Annotated in this window: 11 protein-coding genes; 4 read left to right on the top strand and 7 right to left on the bottom strand. The window is 63.8% G+C overall.

The annotated features are described in order from the left end of the window. Positions 1-67 precede the first annotated feature (67 nt). Both J5J06_17075 and J5J06_17070 read left to right on the top strand, forming a co-directional pair. Complete coding sequence (locus J5J06_17075; GenBank protein ID MCO6438810.1) at positions 68-1,141, top strand: N(4)-(beta-N-acetylglucosaminyl)-L-asparaginase; 1,074 nt, start codon at positions 68-70, stop codon at positions 1,139-1,141. A gap of 251 nt (positions 1,142-1,392) precedes the next feature. Next, entirely contained in the window at positions 1,393-2,157 is a 765-nt protein-coding gene (locus J5J06_17070; protein MCO6438809.1) for an NAD-dependent deacylase, read from the top strand. Between the two features lie 138 nt (positions 2,158-2,295). On the opposite strand, the gene J5J06_17065 is transcribed toward J5J06_17070, so the two are convergent. From J5J06_17065 to J5J06_17055, 3 genes are all read right to left on the bottom strand, one after another. Next, positions 2,296-2,793 (bottom strand): hypothetical protein, encoded by a 498-nt coding sequence (locus J5J06_17065; GenBank protein MCO6438808.1) that lies wholly within the window; start codon positions 2,791-2,793, stop codon positions 2,296-2,298. 430 nt (positions 2,794-3,223) lie between these two features. Further along, entirely contained in the window at positions 3,224-3,778 is a 555-nt protein-coding gene (locus J5J06_17060; protein ID MCO6438807.1) for a sigma-70 family RNA polymerase sigma factor, read from the bottom strand. Positions 3,779-3,802: 24 nt separating this feature from the next. Further along, positions 3,803-5,683, bottom strand: a complete 1,881-nt coding sequence (locus tag J5J06_17055; protein MCO6438806.1) for a serine/threonine protein kinase — start codon at positions 5,681-5,683, stop codon at positions 3,803-3,805. A 218-nt stretch (positions 5,684-5,901) separates the two neighbouring features. Between J5J06_17055 and J5J06_17050 the strand changes: the two genes are divergently transcribed. Beyond that, on the top strand, positions 5,902-6,720 hold the full coding sequence (locus J5J06_17050; GenBank protein ID MCO6438805.1) for an alpha/beta hydrolase: 819 nt from the start codon (positions 5,902-5,904) through the stop codon (positions 6,718-6,720). 84 nt (positions 6,721-6,804) lie between these two features. After that, positions 6,805-11,604, top strand: coding sequence for an AMP-binding protein (locus J5J06_17045; GenBank protein ID MCO6438804.1), 4,800 nt, complete (start codon positions 6,805-6,807; stop codon positions 11,602-11,604). 8 nt (positions 11,605-11,612) lie between these two features. Here the strand turns inward: J5J06_17045 and J5J06_17040 are convergent, their stop codons facing one another. The 4 genes from J5J06_17040 to J5J06_17025 all read right to left on the bottom strand — a co-directional run bounded on the left by J5J06_17040 (position 11,613) and on the right by J5J06_17025 (position 16,697). After that, a complete protein-coding gene (locus J5J06_17040) occupies positions 11,613-13,022 on the bottom strand; it encodes an MBL fold metallo-hydrolase (GenBank protein ID MCO6438803.1) in 1,410 nt (469 codons plus the stop codon). Positions 13,023-13,513: 491 nt separating this feature from the next. Next, complete coding sequence (locus tag J5J06_17035) at positions 13,514-14,437, bottom strand: carbohydrate binding domain-containing protein (GenBank protein MCO6438802.1); 924 nt, start codon at positions 14,435-14,437, stop codon at positions 13,514-13,516. Beyond that, complete coding sequence (locus J5J06_17030) at positions 14,437-15,051, bottom strand: hypothetical protein (GenBank protein MCO6438801.1); 615 nt, start codon at positions 15,049-15,051, stop codon at positions 14,437-14,439. Before J5J06_17030 ends, J5J06_17035 begins: the two co-directional genes overlap by 1 nt. After that, entirely contained in the window at positions 15,048-16,697 is a 1,650-nt protein-coding gene (locus tag J5J06_17025; GenBank protein MCO6438800.1) for a prepilin-type N-terminal cleavage/methylation domain-containing protein, read from the bottom strand. Before J5J06_17025 ends, J5J06_17030 begins: the two co-directional genes overlap by 4 nt. Positions 16,698-16,701: the final 4 nt, after the last annotated feature.

Here is a 16,701-nt window from a genome sequence, read left to right as displayed (position 1 = left end):
CAACGCAGCGAGCTTATCGGCAGCTTGCGCCCGAGTTCGCTACATAATACCCTGTGGGGCCCTTCCCATGAACCGGATTGATCGGCGTGAGTTCCTCGGGCGGGCAGCGGCTGCCGCAATTGCGACGGGAACCCTGGCGGCCAAGTCCCACGGACAGACAAGAGTCCAGGGAATCAAACCCGCCCGCGGGACCGGGGGCCCGGTCGTGATCGCCAGCGCAAACGGCATCCGCGCCGTCGACCGCGCCGCGCAGATGATTCTCAAGAACGCAGACCCGCTGGATGCCGTGATCGCCGGCGTGAACCTCGTCGAGGAAGATCCGGACGACATCACCGTGGGGCTCGGCGGTCTGCCCAACGAAGACGGCGTGGTCGAGCTGGACTCCAGCGTGATGCACGGCCCGACCTGCCGGGCGGGGGCGGTCGCGGCGCTGCACAATATCGTCTACCCCTCCCGCGTCGCGCGCGTGGTCATGGAGCGCACCGACCACGTCCTGCTCGTGGGCGAGGGAGCGTTGCGTTTCGCCCGGGCACACGGCTTCGAGGAAACGAATCTGCTCACCGATCGCGCGAGGAAGCTCTGGCTGGAATGGAAAGAAGGCCTCTCGAACGAGGACGACTGGCTGCCGCCGGCGGACAGTCGCCAGGGCGCGGCGCCCATCGAGCATGCCAAGCGCCATTACGGGACGATCAACTGCTGTGCCGTCACGCCGGGGGGAGATCTCGGCGGCGTGACCACGACGAGCGGGCTCGCATTCAAGATCCCGGGACGCGTGGGCGACTCCCCCATCATCGGAGCCGGGCTGTACGTGGACAACGAAGTCGGCGCGGCCGGCGCGACGGGACGCGGCGAAGCGGTCATCAAGATCTGCGGAGCACACACCGTCGTCGAGGGAATGCGTCACGGAATGAGCCCGGCCGAGGCATGCCGATCGGCGCTCAAGCGCATCGTGGCAACGACCACGGAGAAACGGCTGCTGGATTCCCAGGGGCGCCCGAACTTCGACGTGAAGTTCTACGCCGTGGCGAAGGACGGTCGATTCGGTTCGGCCTCGATCTGGTCCGGGGGGCAATGTGCGGTGTTCGAAGGGGGACGCGCGCGGCTGGAGGAAGCCGGGTATCTTTACGAGCGGACGAAATGATGAGCTTGCAATGCGGTCGGCGCCGTCCACTTTCGTTGCCAGGGCACGCCTAGCAGCCTTTGGTGCCTCAGCCGCCGCCTCGCTTGAAGATAAAGAAGAGCGCCAGGCCGAAGAGGGCGATCAGGAGAACATTTTCCATTCCGAAGCACCTCGTGGAATCGATCAATCCGTTTGGCGTTGCAACGCTTAAGGACATTATAGGGGTAAAGAGCAACGCGGCCAGCCCATGAGGCGGAGAGTTGCCATCCATCGTGCGTGAGGTCGATGCATTGAATCCGATCGAACAACTTGCCGGCTTTCTGCGGGACGCCCGCCACGCCGTCGTGTTCACCGGCGCGGGCATGAGCACGGAAAGCGGCATCTCGGACTTCCGCAGTCCCGGCGGCGTATGGTCCAAACATCAACCCGTGTACTACGACGACTTCATGCGCTCGCGGGCGGAAAGGGTCCGGTATTGGAAGATGCGCCAAGAGATGTACGCCGAGTTCCGCGGTGCCAGGCCCAACGATGGCCACCGCGCGATCGCTCGGTTGGAGGACCTCGGCCGCATCGTCGCGGTAATCACGCAGAACATCGACGGCCTGCACCAGGATGCCGGGAGCCGGCGCGTGCTGGAGCTGCACGGCACGAATCGCGTCGTCGCCTGCTGCGTCTGCGGCAAGGAGTGGGCGCCGGAAGTGGTTATCGCCCGGTACGAGGCGGGTGAAGAAGCGCCGGATTGTGACCACTGCGGCGGCCCGCTGAAATCCAAGACGATCTCGTTCGGGCAAGCCATGCCGGCGGACGTCATGGCCGAGGCCGCCGGACTCGCGGCGGAGGCCGATCTGTTTCTTTCAATTGGATCGTCGCTGGTGGTGGAGCCCGCCGCGTCGCTGCCGCGGATCGCTTGCGCTCGAGGTGCCAGGCTCGTCCTCATCAACCGCACCGAAACGCCCCTGGACGGCTCCGCTGAGTTGATCATTCGTGACGGAATCGGCGCCACGCTTGGCGCCGTGATGGACAGGATCGAAGCCTGAAAGATCGGTACGTTCGCGAGGTCGAACGATCCCGCGGCACAAATACAAATGGGGCGGATCCCTCATGGATCCGCCCCATTCGTGTCCCCATCCGTCACGCAGACCCCCCAGTTTGGGCGTGTGAGGATGGTCCCTGAACTACTTGGGGAAACGGAAAGCCTTGCCGTTGTTCGTCTGGGCCGTGGCGACCATGAAGGCGCCGTTCTTCGCCCGGGCGACGGCCTTGATGCAGTTCTTGCCGAACTTCTTGGTCAGCACGTTCTTGCAGGCCGTGACCGACGACGTCGTCGGGTTGAAGTTCGCCCGCGTGGTGCGAGCCCAACGGGCAACCTGCTGCGGGCTGCACGTCTGCACGACGGCGCCCTTCTCGATCCAATTCGCGAAATTGTTCAGCGTGGTGGGCGTGGGACGCGGGAACTTGGCCGGACCCTTCGTCTGATTGATCAGCGTGCGATACGAGCTGATCTTGTTGTTGAACGTGTTGCAGACGTTCTTGTAGGCCGTCGTCGGCTGGCTCGTCCCCGTCGTGCGGGTCCGATTCGTGGTGCGGTTGCCCGCCGTGCCGGTGTAGCCACCGAAACGGTTGTAACCGCGCGTCGTCGTTCCGAAAGTGCGTCGTGCATACGTAGGCATCATCAATTCTCCAAGAACCAATTCGTGACAGGGAACACTTTTCCCAGACTGCGCGTACATCGGACCGAGAGGAGCGCGCCTTGAACAATCGGGCGAATTAACTCAAGAATTTCGCGCAGCTTTTTTGGGCGGACGGCCTCGTCCCCGCAGCCCCACAACGTCAAGGGACAGGTCCGGTGAATGGCACGGCCGCATCATGAATCACCCGCGCCAACTGAGCCTGCGCGGAGTGCAGGCGCGAGAATATCGCCCCGCGCGACCGGCTGGAGCCTGAACAAGGCAGCGATTCACTCAGGCTCTTCGGGTGAGTCGAGGGACCCGAAAGTCGATGGAATTCGATCGTCGTAATGCCAGGATTGCGCGGGCCCGAGGTAAGTCAAAGCAAGTAGGATTTAGAGTAAGGATGCGGATACCTAACGTAGCGGTGGTGGCTCTAAGTGTCCTGAGCACTGCCGGTAGAGTTTCGAAGCCGTTGAAGGCCCTCGAAGAGCCTGCTTTTCACCACCGACTCGGACAGTTCCAGCACTTCCGCGATCTCCGCTCGAGAGAGCCCCTCCACATAGCGCAAGCGGAGGACTTCGCGCTGGCTTTCCGGCAACCGCTGAACCAGCTCGATCACGATTCGCTTGTCCTCGTCCCGCACAAGACGCGTGAGATTTCCGGTCATGGAGGCACGAACGCGGGCGTCGGTGGGAAGCTCAAAACGATCGCGTCGGCGGGCACGATCCCGAAGAAGGTTGAGGCAGTGATTTCGCGCGACGCGGTAGAGCCAGGGCCGAAAACGATCGGGGATATTCTCAGCCGTCAGAACCTTGAAGGCGATTTCCTGCACGGCATCCTCGGCGTCGGCAATGTCGCCGAGATAGCCCCAGCAGAATCGCACGAGGGACTCGCGATATTGCCGATCGAAGATCGGCGCGGCCTGGGCCCCGCCCGACCGCAACTGCTCGACAAGTTCCGCCGTTTCTCCCCATTCGCTCGACGTCATGTGCAGAACCCTTGCCCCGGTGGTTTACTGCAAAGTGCCCGAGGTATGGAGTTCGGGCACCTCTTGTCCTGATAGCGAGGCGACACGCCGTATCATGGCATCGATTTCACCGAGATTAAAGGCCTGTTCGAGGTCTCCGGCCGGAGGCAGCAGGTCGTTGGCCGCCGCGTCACCGCCTGGCTCGGAAGCGCCGCCCTCTTCCGGCACGGGAGCCGAGCCGCCCGGCGCCGGTGGGCCTTCCGCAAAATCCCCGGCTTCATTGAGATCGGCATCGTCGCGGAACTCCGCCATATCACCGGCTGGCGGGTTCGCTTCCTCCAACCTTCGGAGCATTCGCAAGGCGCTGATGATAGAGCCGGCCTCGGCTTCCGGGATCGCGAGTTTGTACTCTTCGTAGAGATCCAGCCCGTCCTTGATAAGCCGTTTGGCCTCATCGAAATCCGGGGCGCTCGGGCGAGCGTTCGCCTGAGCGGTTACGCCGCGCACGATGAGCGTCTGGCCCAGACCCAACTTTACGCCTCCCAGCCGTTGCCGTGCGGTGTTCGCCACCGACTCCGGGCCTTCGTCCACGATTCGCTCGTACGTGTGCAAAGCCTCACGGTAGAGACGCGCCGAACGGTCCAGCGCCGCGGCTCTGTCCAGTACTTCCGGTTGCCCGACGCTGCGCGAGTCGCGTGCCAGCTCCTCAAAACTGGCGGCCGTGGCGAGATCGTTGAACATGCTGTTCACCAGCGCAGCATTGTTGGCTTCCGTTTGAACGCGCTCGCTCATGTATTGGACGAACGCGCCGGCTGCTATCATCAGGACGATCAAGGCCACGACGATGCTGTGCCGCTGGACGAACTTCCGCGTGAGGTAAAGCGTGCTCGTCCGCCGCGCCAGGATCGGCTCGTTGCGCAGGAATCGCCCGACATCCTCGGCGAGCGCGGCCGGGCTCTGGTAGCGGCGGGCCCGCTCCTTCTCCAGCGATTTCAGGATGATCGTCTCCAGATCACCGCGCAGACTGCGGTCGAACTGGCTGGGACGCCGTGGCACTTCCTCGCAGATGACGCGAATGGCCTCGGGAATGGCCTGCCGGCTGACAGTGTACGGCAGGCTCCCAGTGAGCATCTCGTAGAGAATGACGCCGAGCGAGTAAACGTCACCGCGGACGTCGATCTCGTCGGGATTTCCCCGGGCTTCTTCCGGGCTCATGTAGGGCAGGGTGCCCATGATCCGGCCGACGAGTGATCCGGTGGTGGTCGCGCCCATTTCCGAGTCCGTGATCCGGGCCAGACCGAAGTCAAGAATCTTCGGATTACCTTCTGCATCCACGAGAATGTTGCTGGGCTTGATGTCGCGGTGAATCACCCCGCGCTGGTGGGCGTAGTTGATCGCGTCGCAGATCTTCATGAACAACTCGAGCCGCTGCCGCAGCGGCACGTGGCGATCCAGGACGTAGTCGTTGAGCCGCATCCCCCGGACGAGTTCCATCGCAAAGTAGTGCTGGCCGTCTGCCGTCCGACCTGCCTCGTAAATCGCCGCGATGGCCGGATGCTTGAGCCTCGCAAGCGTCTCCACTTCGCGCTGGAAGAGTCGAACGCGATAGTCGTCGACATAGTGGCCTCCGCGTACGACCTTGACGGCGACAAGCCGGCGAGGGTTCTCCTGCTCGCCCTCATAGACAATGCCCATTCCGCCGAGACCAAGTCGGCGCTGGATCAGGTACGGGCCGATGCGCTGCGGAATCGGACATACCTCGGGCTCGGATGCAGACGCAACTGCGGCAATCGTGGCGCGCAACGATCCGGCACGTTCCTGGCAGGTTGGGCAGTTTTCAACGTGCTCGAGAATCTCCGGCGCGTTCCGATCAAGCCCGCTCCAAAGCTCTTCTTCCGTCAAACGGCATGTCACGGCCTGATCCATGCCCAAGTTCCCCTGCCCGGGATCGCTGGCGCCTGCGGCAGCAGACCTGCAACCTTTGCAGGCCAAGTGATTTGAGTCTTCCTGATCGCCTGGTAATCATACCCGTCTTTGCGCGGAGTTTGCATGTTTACCCGACAGAATTTCGTTCGAAATCGGACAACCCCCCTGCTTCCCGCCTGGCTCGCCTGCATCGCACAGTCCCGTAAACTGGTTCGGCGATGACCAAGCTCCCCCAGGCCGAGTTCGGGATGTTCCTCGATGCGTTTCCGTACGGGCGCGTCGGCGAACCCGGACCGCCTCTCGTCGTGTTTCCGGGAATCAATGACGCCCTCCAGGAACTGGCCAGCCGAAGGCGTTTCATTACCTGGTTCTGCTCTCGCTTCGCCGAAGGCCGCACCGTGTATTGGATCGGCCGGCGCCGCGGACTTCCTCGCGGGGCGACCATGCGCGACATGGCCGGTGACTACGCCGCGGTGATCGACAAGACCGTCGGCCGGACCGACGTCCTGGGCATCTCCATGGGCGGCGTCATTGCGCAGGAATTCGCCGCGGCTTACCCCGACCGGGTCAACCGGCTGGTACTGGCACTGTGCGGGTGCCGCACGCCGCCCGGTTCCGACGACGTGTACGGGCATTGGGTTGAGCTCGCCCGAGACGGACGTTGGCGCGAGGTCTACCTGGAGCTCGTCGCTCGAACGTACGGCCCCGCAAGGAGGCAATTCTACGAGGCGCTCCTGCCCGCCGAGGGAAAACTGTTTCTCAAGGTTACAGAGGATCCGAGTGATTTCGTGGTATCGGTCGAGGCGTGTATGGATTTCGACACCCGTCCGGTGCTTTCGGCGATTCGAGCGCGCACCCTTGTCATCGGCGCGGAGAAGGATCAGCTCATGCCGGCCGAGATTGTGCGCGAGCTGGCCAAGGGGATCAAAGGAGCAACGTTGCATATGATCCCCCGCGCCGGACACGGCGTATTCGAGGAGCAGCAGGAAGCGTTTGATGCGGCGATCCTCGACTTTCTCAACCACGAGAACGGCTAGCGGGTGGCAGAGTTCGTTGATTCGTGATCGAAGTTGCGACCGCGCGGTTTGACGACGAAAATCAAATGCATGGCAGGAGACACGATGATTGACTCGGCAAAAGGCGTCGGAGACCTCCCCGGTGCCGTGGTGACCCTCCGCGCCGCGAAGGGACCGAAGGACATCGCTGCGGCGACCCGCTCCGTATTGCAGGCGGCTGGGGCCCATGTGCGATCAAGTATCGATATCGACGCACTCACCGCCGCGGGTACCACCATTCTGGAACGACTGCCGGATGTCCCCTCGGATGCTGCCGATCGATCCGCGTTCCTGGACAACGTCCATCGCTTCATCGACCTCGCCCGCGACAAACGCGTTCGCGCGGCGGCTTACCCTCCGGAGCCCGGTCGGCCGGGCGGTGTCTGGATCGACCTGGTCTGCAAGCTCATCGAAAAAAGCGACTTTCACGTGGGGGCGATGCTGCGCCAACGCGCGGGTCAGTATCCCGATCGCAACGTCTTTGTCGTCCCCCGCCGCGATCAGGTGGCCGAGTACGCGTTGGCGGAGGTGCTCGCGGAGTCCGAGCGGATCGCTCGCGGCGCGCTGGCGCTGCTCGGCGACGACGCCCGCGTGGCTTTGTACACGCCCAACCGGATCGAGGGCGTGCTCTGCGACCTCGCGTTCCTGGGCAACGGTATCTTCGTTTGCAGTGTGCCGGCCAACGCCACCCAGGAACAGGTCGAGCACATCCTCGCGGAATCCGGGGCGCGCCTCGTCGTGGTTTCCGGCGCGCAGCAGGTTCCTCAGGCATTCGCGGCCCTCCAGCGTGTGCCGTCGATTGAGTGGCTCGTATCGCTGGATGTCCTGCCGCATGTCCCCGGGGGCAACGTCCTGACCCTCGCGGAGTTGATCGAACGGGGCGCGGAGACACCGGCGGACCTGCTCACGGAACGGTCGAAGCGCGTCCGTGCGCTCGACGTCGCCACGACTATGTACACATCAGGAACCACGGGGGCGCCGAAGGGCATTCAGTTCACTCAATTGAGCCTGGTTAGCAAGCGCTATTGCCGGGCGGCGGCGCTTCCCGAAATCGACGAACACGAGGTCTTGCTGTGCTACCTGCCGCTCTATCACACCTTCGGCCGGTTTCTCGAAATGCTGGGATGTGTACACCTGGCCGCCGCCTACGTGTTCGCGGAAGACGCCTCGACGGAAACCATCATACGGAACATGCAGACATTTCGACCGACGGCGATGATCAGCGTCCCCAAGAAGTGGATCGACCTTCGGCGGGCCGTGGTCGCCCATGACGAGCCGCCGGACAATCCCGACGAAGTGCGCAAGGCGCTGGCGCAATTGACGGGCGGCCGATTGCGCTGGGGGCTCAGCGCCGCCGGTCGGCTCGACCCCGCCGTGTTCCGGTTCTTCCAGAATGCCGGCGTCGATCTTCTCAGTGGATACGGCATGACCGAAGCGACCGGGGGCATCACCATGACGCCGCCGGGACAATATCGGGACGATTCCATCGGCAAAGCCCTGCCGGGCATCGAACTGGGCCTCGGCGAGGATGGAGAGCTCATGCTCCGCGGACCCTATGTCACCCAGGGATATACGAATCCCGAAGACAACAAGGGCGTGTTCCGCGACGGCTGGTTCTGCACCGGCGATGTGGTCCAGAAGGATGAAGTCGGCTTTATCCGCCATGTCGATCGCAAGAAAGACATCTACAAGAACGCCCAGGGGCGGACCGTCGCGCCCCAGCGCGTGGAATCGCTCTTCGCGGACTTCCCCGAAGTCTCGCGTGTGTTTGCCGTCGGCGATGGGCGGGAGTACGTCTCGCTCCTCATCCGCCCCAACATGAGCTATCCGGAGGTAAGATTCGCGGAGATGCCGCCGACCGAGGTGGAGGAGTACTTCCGCGGCCTCGTGGCGACCTGCAACCGATTCCTCGCTCCGTTCGAACGCGTCGTGAAGTTCGCCGTGATCGACCGCGATTTCTCGGCCGAGCGCGGAGAGTTGACCGACAAGGGTTCGTTTCGCCGGTCGGCGGTTGCGGAGAATTTCCGCGACGTCATCGAACGGATGTACGAGTCGTCGACCATTGAGCGAAAGATCGACGGGCTCCGCATCCGTGTGCCCTTTGCATTTCTTCAGCATCTCGGGGGCACGGAGTCCGGGCTTCAGACCGTGCCCGATGGGCTGGCATTTCGCGCCATCGACCGGAAGTTGACCGTCCGAAGGGACTCCGTCGTGGTCGGACGGGTCTGGGTGGGCAACTGCTGCTACGAGATCGACGGGGATCAATTCGATCTGGATGACTGGCTGCGGCTGCCAAGACTCTGGGTGGGCAATGCCGAACTTTCCCACATCGCCGGCGAGAGCATTCTTCTCTGGTCGCTGTCGCGCGGAGATCGCTCCACGCCGGCGCGGCTGGTTGGCATGCGGACGCCGATCTCCCCGGTGGAGGAATGGCGGAGGCGATTGGATACGACCGGCACGGCAACGCCCAGCCTGATGACGATCCACTCCGCGGCCGTGTTCCTCTCCGCGCCCGACCCGAATGACGCGCTGGTCGCGGTGGAGCATCTGACGCGCGCCATCACGGCCGGTCGGGCGAGCTACCAGGAACTGGCCGAAACCCATCTCCAGCTCGCGGCCATGCATCCCCAGGAAGTTGTGCGGAGCCGGGCGTTCGCAGCGCTGTTCGAGCATCAGCCGGTCGAGAACTTCGGCCGGACCGCCGCGATGTTCTGCGAGTCGCTCCGCCCGTTTCTCGACGAAGAGGCGGTGGCCACGATCGCCGCACTTCCGGTGGACGGTGGGAAATGGAGTTGCCTGGCAGCCGCGCTGGCATCGCTCCGACGCATCGTGGCCCACTCGCGGAATGGACAAGCGGAATCGTTTGCGCAGGGACTCTTGGAGGCGCTCGGGCGCATCCCGGAGCGCAACCCGGATTATTTCCTTCCGGTTCGCAGGGAGTTGACGGCGTGGATGCTGGCCAAGCTCGCTCCGCCATTGCCGAAGAACGCGGAGCGAATCGCCAATCGACTCGTGGAGGGCGTGCGCCACAGGCTGCCGCCACGGGAACCGGAGGTCGTGGACCCGGACACCGGCGAGACATTCACCTGGGCGGATGCGTGCCGCTTCGAAGACGGAATCGATCCGGGCGAGTTGGCGCGGATTACGGCGGCGATGCTGGCCACCGACCTGATTCCCGAAGCCGTCCATCTCCTTCATCAACGGCACAAACTCGGTTTGGAGGATCTCACGCCCGGTAGTGTCTGGATCAGTCTCCTCGGCACGCGCTTCGGACGCAGCGTCTACCACGTCGGCGTGCGGCTGCGGAACCGGGAACGGGTAGACTTCACGCTCTACGTGAACAGCACGGCCGCGACCGAGGCCTTTGTGACCGATCTGCGCCTGATGACCGTGGCGGCCGGCGGCCCCGGCGAAACGGCACTGACACCCAAGGTCGGGGGATATTGGCCTCAGTACGGACTGGCCACGCTCGAGTACATTCCCGGCGAACCGCTGGAGTCTCTCACCCGGCACATGCACGACCATCCCGATCGCGACGTCTTGCAGCGCCTGCGGGGTTCGTGGAGGCATCTCTCCTGGGCGGCGCTCACCGCAGCCTACGAATTCCATCGGCGCACCGAACGTCAGTGGATGCTCGTGGGAACGGTAACGCGCGATGTGAGCGTTCCGCTCAACGATTTTGATGAGAACATTCGCGTGGTATCCGCCGCAGGCTGGCGGCCGTTTGAGGGAACGCTGGACATGGTCCTGCGGCTCAAGCGAGCCCTGCTGGACCGCGTACGCTTTCATTTCCCGGCCCTGATCCCGCACACGCAGGATGAGATTCTGTTTGCAGCGGCGATTGAAGCGCTTGGAATGCGGGACGGGCTGTCGTTTCTGGAGGAAGCACTGTCCGAGGCGGGTAGAACGGTGGAACCGGACCGCGAGGTCGTCGAGCTGGCCGAGGAGCTCCGCAAGTACATTGGAGCCGTTCGGCGCGACGGCTACATGCCGCGTGCCCTGTATTGCGCGATCGAACGATATCGCGCCTGGGAACAGCAGGTTCCCGAAGCAAACACGCACGCCCGGGCGGCGCAGTTGCACGAGATCAAGAACAACTACCGCATCGAAGAGGTGCGACGGAAGTTCCCCGGATCGCGCCTGTGGCTTTTCGCGGAGACGGTCCTGCGAAATGCCCCGCCGGAGGGACAGCGGACCATTCGCGAGGCGATTGTCCGATTGCGCGACGGCGCGAGCATCAAGGACGTGCTGGGGCGCTTGTACGTGGAACTGAAGGAGACCATGCCGTCGCAGGATCAACAGTACTTCCTGACGCGGGCCACGTATCCGCACCTCGAAGTCGATACACGGGCGGAGCTGGTGCGCTCCGGCGAGGTCGGACAGGACCGCGCCGAACTGGCAACGCACCATACCGACCGGATCGGGCGGTTCCTGAAAATCCGCCCCGCGGCCAACTCCCGAGAAGTCGACACGCTCAATCGCATTTTCTACGCGAGCGGCATCGGCGGCGGCCTGACTTCCCGCGAACGCCTTCTCGTGGGCACCGACCAGGCGGGCTACGTGGTCGGCGGGGTGGCGTTTATTCGCCGGACGCCGTCACACGTGATTCTCGACAAGATCGCCGTGCTGCCGCGAAACCGCGGGCGGGGCATCGGGCAAATCCTGCTCGAGGAGTTCCTGCGGCGGCAGGCGGCGGACGGCGTCAAGGTGGTGTCGGCCGAGTTCATCCGGGCGAGCTGGCTGGAGCCATTCGGGTTCCGATCCCATCCCCGCTACCCCGGCATCGTGCTCGAGCTTCACGGAGATCGCATCGGGCGGCGCGAATCCACTGCGGGAACGTCCCTGGCACCGTCGGGCGCCGCGTAGCCGTCCCATCAGTCGAGGTGCACTTCGTCGCGGTATTGCGGCACGTTCGTCTCAAAATCGAAGCGCTTGCGGATTTCCTCCGCCAGGGTCATCGCGGCTTGCTCCTCTCCGTGGGTGACGAACACCTTGCGGGGCGGTTTTTGCAGGTTTCCGACCCAACGAAGCAGCTCCCCCTGGTCCGCGTGTCCCGAAAGACCGTGAATCTGAACAATGCGGGCGCGGACCGGGAACTCCCGGCCGTGGATGCGCACCTTGTGGGCGCCGTCGAGAATCTGTCGCCCCAGCGTTCCGTGGGCCTGGTAACCGACGAACACGATCGCGCTTTCCGGCCGGTCGATGTTGCGGGTCAGGTGGTGCTTGATGCGGCCGGCGGTACACATCCCCGAACCGGCCAGAATGATGCATGAACCGCGAATGCGGTTGATGGCCTTGGATTCGTCGACGGAGGTCACGAGCTTAAAGCCCGGGTAGACGAAAAGCCGCTCGCCGTTGCTGACAATGCGGGCGGCCTCCTCGTCGAGACACTCGGGATGCTTGCGGAAAGCGTAGGTGGCGTCGACACCGACGGGGCTGTCGAGGAAGCCGAGGACGTGGGGCACGCGGTCGGCGTAGATCAACCGGCTGATGTGGTACATGACCTCCTGCGAACGCTCGACGGCGAACGTCGGGATAAGGATGTTGCCCCCCTTCTCGACCGTCTCGTTGATGACCGCAGCAAGCTGATCCTCTACGTCACCGGCCGAGGGATGATTGCGATCGCCGTAGGTGGATTCGACGACGACGTAGTCCGCTTCCTCGAAGAGCGTGGGGTCGCGCAGAAGGGGCTTGTTCCACGGGCCCACGTCGCCGGAGAAAAGCAGACGTTGCGCCACGCCGCCGTTGTCGCCCCCGATTTCGATCTTGAGCATGGCCGACCCGAGAATGTGTCCGGCGTCGTGAAAGGTGACGCGCACATTCCTGCCGATGCCGAGCGGCTTTTCGTAGGGCACGGCGCGCATGCGGGGGAAGACCTTGCGGGCATCCACCGGGGTGAACAGCGGCGCTTCGGGAAAGCGGCCGCTCCGCCCTTCCTTGCGGTGCCGACGCCGCTTGTAGGCCGCGTCTTCCTGCTGGATCTCGCCGGCGTCGAGCAGAATGATCTTGGCGAGATCCCGGGACGCGGACGTCGTGTGGATCTTGCCCTTGAAGCCGTCGTGGACCAGGCGGGGCAGGAGCCCGCAGTGGTCGAGATGGGCGTGCGTAAGCAGCACGGCGTTAATGGAACCGGGCGGCACGGCAAGCGGAGCCCAGTTGCGTGAAAGGAACTCGCGCTCCTGGTACATCCCGCAGTCGATCAGCAGGCGCAGGCGATCGTGCTCGAGCAGGTAGCACGATCCGGTTACCTGGCGGTTGGCGCCGAGGAAATGCAGTTTGGTCATGGTTTTCAACCCGATTCCTGGACAATCGTGTTCAGCCTATGGGAGAGTCCCTCCATAGGAAAGAACGCGCATGGGCGCGCGCTCGAAATGCAGAATAAAGTGAGCGCGCCGTTAACGGGCGCTTTCTAAGTTGAGCGTTCGATTGAATAATTCAGTGTTCATGTATTGGCGACGTTTTCACGTTAAGACAATTCTGACAGTCCGGCGGGTGAGTTGTAGCGTTTGAGGGGCGCCTGGGAACGGGCGGGTAGAGGCGGTTCAGCATGGCCACGAGGCGTGGCCACGGCACCCCACCGACCGGCTTGAGGGAAGTGCATGGCGGCGCCACGTCCGCGCTTCGCGGGACGGGCTTGGCCATGCCACCCAAGGTCGAGGAATGTACGTTTCCATGACGAGTTGAAGAGGTGCATCGAGGTGCACGGTGCGGTCCTATCGCTCCCCCACCGCTTAAGCGGTGGGCCACCCGGCGAAGAGGTGCATCGAGATGCGTCCTACGGGCCGATCTCCTGGCGGAAGGAGCCGGGGACGCGGCGATAGGGAACGGCCGACGGTTGTGCGGTCAGGCGCACGTCATCCACGATGAAACTGCCGAGCAGCGAATTCGACTCGACGCTCAAGCGCGCTTCGGTCAGCGTGCCGGTCCAGGTCGGCGTGAAGGTGGCGGAGATTTTCGTCCAACTTGTGCCGCAAAGGGTCGAGTTGCCCGCGAGGCGCTGGGTACCGGAACCTGTCGACGTGACGGTCAGCACGAGCTTCATGGACAATGATATGCCATAGGACCGCGCCCAAGCCTCGGCGTTGAACGTGGAACCATTCGCAATCTTCCCCGTGACCAGTTGGCTGGGTCCGTCGGCGGCCAAGAGCCGATTCTGGACGAGCACGCAATAGGTTCCACTGTTGGGCACCGTGGTCCAGGTGGACATGGTGCAGGAACCCGTAGCCGTCCAGTAAAGGGTGCCCTGCTCGAAACCGGGGTTGTCGAGAAGATTGGTCGGCGTGGGCTCGGGCTTAACCAGTACGCTGTAGGTCCGAACGACGTCGTCCACTGTACCCCGGCCGTAGACGCGGATGGCGGCGAAGGGGTCGGCCGTGAGGCTGGCGTTGAGCTCGTCGGCGAACTTCCATTGGACCTTGCCGTCGCCGATGGCACGCTCCGTGGACCAGACATTGTGCGTGTAGGTGGTGCGCCAGGTGGAGACGGTGGCCATCTCCTGTTCGGCGGCGGCGATGGCGGACCGGGCGAATTGGCGGGCCATGGACATTTTTCCGGACAATGCCGAGATGCGTCCGCCCATGCGCGCCATGGAGAGTGAGGCCAGGGCCACGGTGCCGATGAGCGTGCCGACCATGAGGACCATGAAGTACATGGCGGCGCGACGGCGATACGCAGGTTGGTGGATGTCGGCGCGGCGCATCAGGGCATCTCCGATGCAAGAGGCAGCGCGGAAACGCGCAGCGCGGTGGCCTTGGCGATGAGACGGCCTTCGTAGCGCGCTTCCACGAAAACGCGCATATAGCCCGATTCCATGGACGCAATGCTGTTGAAATCCTTGATCTTGATGTGCTCGACGTTGACGGTTCGAGACCAGCCGGTGAATTCGGTCATTTCGGTCCCGTCCCGTTGCTGGGGCGGAGACTCCTCCCAGCCGATGTAGTCGTGGAGCTCATCGAAGCAGGCGCGAACGGGCGGCGTACACGAGCCGGGAAGGGCAATGATCGGATCGAGATCGATTCCGAGAACCTTGGTGGCGGAGGAGCCCGAACTGAGGTAACTCACGTGCATGATCTCGTCGAGCAGGTCCTGGGCGAGGGCCGTGCCAAGGCGCTTCTCGGCGCTGAGGCGCTGCGAAGTCTTGGAGGCGCCGAGGGCATCCAGGGCGGCGACGAGCAGGAGACTCACCAGGGCGACCGAGACAACCGACTCGACCATGCTGAGGGCGCGGCGGCGCAGCGAGCGAGGAGCGGCCGCGCGGGGAGTCCGGGGGCGGAAAGCGTTCAGAAGAATGTGGTTGGGGACCGTGCGGATCATCCCGGGGTTCCTCCCACGCGGATGGAGACCCAGTCGAACTGGGCTGATCCGCCCGAGGCCGAGAGACTGGCGTACTTGTCCTGCGTCAGATGCAGGAACGTGGCATAGGTAAAGGTCCGGCGGTGGATTTCGTTGACCCAGACGGCGCAGGTGTCGCGGGTGGGGTCGATCACGAGCCGGAGGCGGACGAACGCGCTCTTGGGAAGATCGGTGACGCGGACGACGGTCTCGAAGGCGGAGGCTGAAGTGGCGCGGAGAACTTCGAGGGTCTGTGTTCCCGTTGCTTCGAGCCGGGTGACGGCGCGAATGCTGCCGGCCGAGGAGAGAGTCCAGTCCGGGCTGATCTGGAAGACGGCGGAGGCGCCGGCCGTGGCGGCCCGGGCGTGGACGTCGACGGTGGTGACGGAGGAAAACTCGTTGTCCGGGTAGGAATTGAGTTGCTGCGCACCGGGCGTCCAGTTGCCACCGCTGAGCAGGCCGGAGAACGCGCCGCCGCCGTTGACGGTCCAGTCGGCATAAGTGTCGCCGTTCAGATCCAGCGTTGGCTTGGAGCTGAAGTCGGCTCGCCAGAGGGCGGTGAGATCCTCGGGGCGGTTGCCGAACGTTGTCCCGGTCAGGACGGCGGATTCGTCCTGGGGGCCGGATTGGGCGGAGAGTTGAACGCGGCGGAGGTAGCGGCGGGTGATGCTCTGGGTGGCGCCGGAGTTCGCGTACGTTTTGCCATATACCTCGTATACCAGCGCTTGCGACGCATCAACCGTCCAGGTGCCACCGGTCCGCGACAGTATTGCCCCACCACCCTGGACGACGGAGTCGTTGTCATAATGAATCGTGATCGCTTTTCCCGCCGTATCCGCTGTCGTGACCGTAAAGCAAAGCCGCTGTCCTCGAGGTACGGGCAACATGCTGTTCACGGGGATACTGAACCACGCGGCGGCACTGGGCAGTTCAGATTCGAGGATTTTTCCTTGTGCGAGAGACGTGAACTGGGGTGCTCCGCTGCCCTCGGCGGGGAGGATACTCAACAATGCCGTGCCATCGGCTGTTCCATTGTGTTCGCAGAACAACCGCACGCGTGTAACCATGAACGACACGGCCGGGGCGGAGACCGCCGGTATGAACAACTGCCCCCAACTGTTGGAAGCGTCCACCTCCCCACTGTTCAATGCCGCTGTATTGGTCCAAGACGCCAGCACCTGCTCGGCCGACTCGGTCAGCGGCGCGGGATAGGTTTCCACGAGGTCGGCCGTGTCGTAGCGGAACTCGAGCTTGGTGACGTCTTCCAGGACGTTTTCCTGGAGCGAGCCGACGGCCTGTCTGGTGAGGGGATCGCCGGGGGTCCCCGACCAGGCGTAGACGATTTTTTCCGGTACGCCGTCGCCGTTGCGATCGGGAGCGAGGAAGGTGATGCCGTGGTCGGATCGTGCGAGGACCTGAATGGCGGAGGCGAGCTCTTCGGCGATGAGGTCGAGGGCGTCGGCGGTGCGGACCTGGCAGCGGAGAGGGGAGTCCGTCTCGGGCAGCGCCCGCGTGGCGAGCACGAGGGCGGAGGCCAATCCGGTCGTCAGGATGGTCATGATGGCGAGGGCCGTGATGACCTCGACGAGGGTGAAGGCTGAAGATCGCTTCGACTTCCGGATCAACATGAAT

It is taken from the genome of Phycisphaerae bacterium (assembly GCA_024102815.1).
Classification (GTDB): Bacteria; Planctomycetota; Phycisphaerae; order UBA1845; family UBA1845; genus JAGFJJ01.
Note: the sequence above shows the minus strand (reverse complement) of the source record. Positions and strands in the feature narration are given on the sequence as shown.

Bases quoted from the DNA above. Each gene is read 5' to 3' on its own strand.
- J5J06_17045 (MCO6438804.1), top strand. From the start codon at position 6,805: ATGATTGACTCGGCAAAAGGCGTCGGAGACCTCCCCGGTGCCGTGGTG.
- J5J06_17050 (MCO6438805.1), top strand. From the start codon at position 5,902: ATGACCAAGCTCCCCCAGGCCGAGTTCGGGATGTTCCTCGATGCGTTT.
- J5J06_17060 (MCO6438807.1), bottom strand. From the start codon at position 3,778: ATGACGTCGAGCGAATGGGGAGAAACGGCGGAACTTGTCGAGCAGTTG.
- J5J06_17035 (MCO6438802.1), bottom strand. From the start codon at position 14,437: ATGCGCCGCGCCGACATCCACCAACCTGCGTATCGCCGTCGCGCCGCC.
- J5J06_17055 (MCO6438806.1), bottom strand. From the start codon at position 5,683: ATGGATCAGGCCGTGACATGCCGTTTGACGGAAGAAGAGCTTTGGAGC.
- J5J06_17030 (MCO6438801.1), bottom strand. From the start codon at position 15,051: ATGATCCGCACGGTCCCCAACCACATTCTTCTGAACGCTTTCCGCCCC.
- J5J06_17075 (MCO6438810.1), top strand. From the start codon at position 68: ATGAACCGGATTGATCGGCGTGAGTTCCTCGGGCGGGCAGCGGCTGCC.
- J5J06_17065 (MCO6438808.1), bottom strand. From the start codon at position 2,793: ATGATGCCTACGTATGCACGACGCACTTTCGGAACGACGACGCGCGGT.
- J5J06_17040 (MCO6438803.1), bottom strand. From the start codon at position 13,022: ATGACCAAACTGCATTTCCTCGGCGCCAACCGCCAGGTAACCGGATCG.
- J5J06_17025 (MCO6438800.1), bottom strand. From the start codon at position 16,697: ATGTTGATCCGGAAGTCGAAGCGATCTTCAGCCTTCACCCTCGTCGAG.